The organism is Streptomyces sp. NPDC002870, from assembly GCF_042888505.1.
Taxonomy (GTDB): Bacteria; Actinomycetota; Actinomycetes; order Streptomycetales; family Streptomycetaceae; genus Streptomyces.
Genome location: NZ_JBIAPW010000093.1, coordinates 1 through 1569 on the forward strand (window position 1 = coordinate 1; position 1569 = coordinate 1569).

A 1569-nucleotide genomic window follows, 5' to 3' on the forward strand; every position below is an offset into this window, starting at 1 on the left:
TACTTGCCCCTGAAGAAGTCGGGGCTGCCGGCGGTGTGACGCGTTGGGGAGAGCTGGTGGAGCCATCGGTTGGCCGGGACAGTTGACGTGGGTCATCGGCGGCCGGGGGTGGTGGCAATGTTGCGTGTCGCGGGAGTGCCGGACACGTGGTGGGAGGTGCTGCCGGAACAGGCGCGACAGCTGCCCCCGGAGCTGGCCAGGATTGATGCGTTCTTGGACGACGAACGGTTCATCGCCCCGTGGCGGGCGGTGTTCGCCGAGCGGTTAGGGCGTCCCTCGGTCCCGGTCGAGACACTGCTGAGGCTGCTGTACCTCAAGCACCGCTACCAGCTCGGCTACGAGACGTTATGCCGCGAGGTGGCGGATTCGCTCAGCTGGCGGCGGTTCTGCCGGATCCCGTTGACCTCTCCGGTGCCGCACCCCACCACGCTGATCAAACTGGTACGCCGCAGCGGCCCACAGACCGTGGAACACCTCAACGCCGCGCTGCTGGGGAAGCTGGTCGAGGACAAGCTGCTGCGGTGCCGCAAGCTGCGCATCGACACCACCGTGGTCGAGGCCGACATCGATCACCCCACGGACGCCGGTCTGCTGGAGCACGGGGTGCGCAAGCTGGGCCAACTGGTGCGGCGGATCAAGGCCGCGGGCGCCGCCAGGCGCACCCGCTTCCGGGACCGCAGCCGGTCAGCGGGCCGCCGCGTGAAGGAGATCTCACGCACGCTGCGGCGGCGCACCGGCCAGGCCATGGGCGAGATCGACAGGCTTACCGGCGAGATCGCCACGGTGGCCCGGGCAACACTGCGGGAGGTGGCCGCAGTGGAGACAAACGCCCGCCGGACACTGGGCAAACGGCCGTCAGGACAGCTCGCGCATCTGCTGGGTGAGCTGGCCGAAAGCGTGGCAGGCACCCGCCGACTGCTGGAACAGACCGCTTTGCGGCTGGCCGGCATCCGCACAATCCCCGACCGACTGGTTTCGCTGGCCGACCCGGACGCCCGGCCGATCCGCAAGGGCAAGCCCCAGCACCCCACCCAGTTCGGTTACACCGCGCTGGTGGCCGAGGATGACCGCGGATTCGTCGTCGACCACCAGCTCCAGCGCGGGAACCCGCCCGACGCACCCCAACTGGTGCCCTCGGTGGGACGCGTCACCAGGCTGACCGGCCGACCGCCCGGCACGGTCGTCGCCGACCGCGGCTTCGGCACCGCGGCCAACGACCTGGCACTCGCCGAACTCGGCGTCCAGCGGATCGGCCTTCAACGAGCCGGCAAGCCCGGAAAGGCACGCCGCGAATACGAACACAGCCGCTCATTCCGGCGGATGCGCAACTGGAGAGTTGGTATCGAGGCCCGCATCAGTCACCTCAAACGCACCTTCGGACTCCGCCGCACCCGCCTGCGCCGCCTGGCGGGTGCGCAGACCTGGACCGGACTCGGGATCTTCGCCTACAACCTGCAGCGCATGGCCGTCGTCAGCCGATGACACGGCCCCCACCCGCAGGAGACGCCACCACGATCCGACCCCGATATCACCTCTGAGCTGGTCGAACCCTTTTTCAGGGGCAAGTAG

General features: G+C 69.2%; 1 protein-coding gene. It reads left to right on the forward strand.

What is annotated here, in order from left to right:
• Nucleotides 1-117: 117 nt before the first annotated feature.
• Nucleotides 118-1482: an ISNCY family transposase gene (locus ACFYWY_RS38195; RefSeq protein WP_389196125.1), complete on the forward strand. Its 1365-nt coding sequence runs from the start codon at nt 118-120 to the stop codon at nt 1480-1482.
• Nucleotides 1483-1569 lie beyond the last annotated feature (87 nt).

What these genes read in the sequence shown, in the direction of transcription:
- ACFYWY_RS38195 (WP_389196125.1), top strand. Translation starts at nt 118, where the DNA reads ATGTTGCGTGTCGCGGGAGTGCCGGACACGTGGTGGGAGGTGCTGCCG.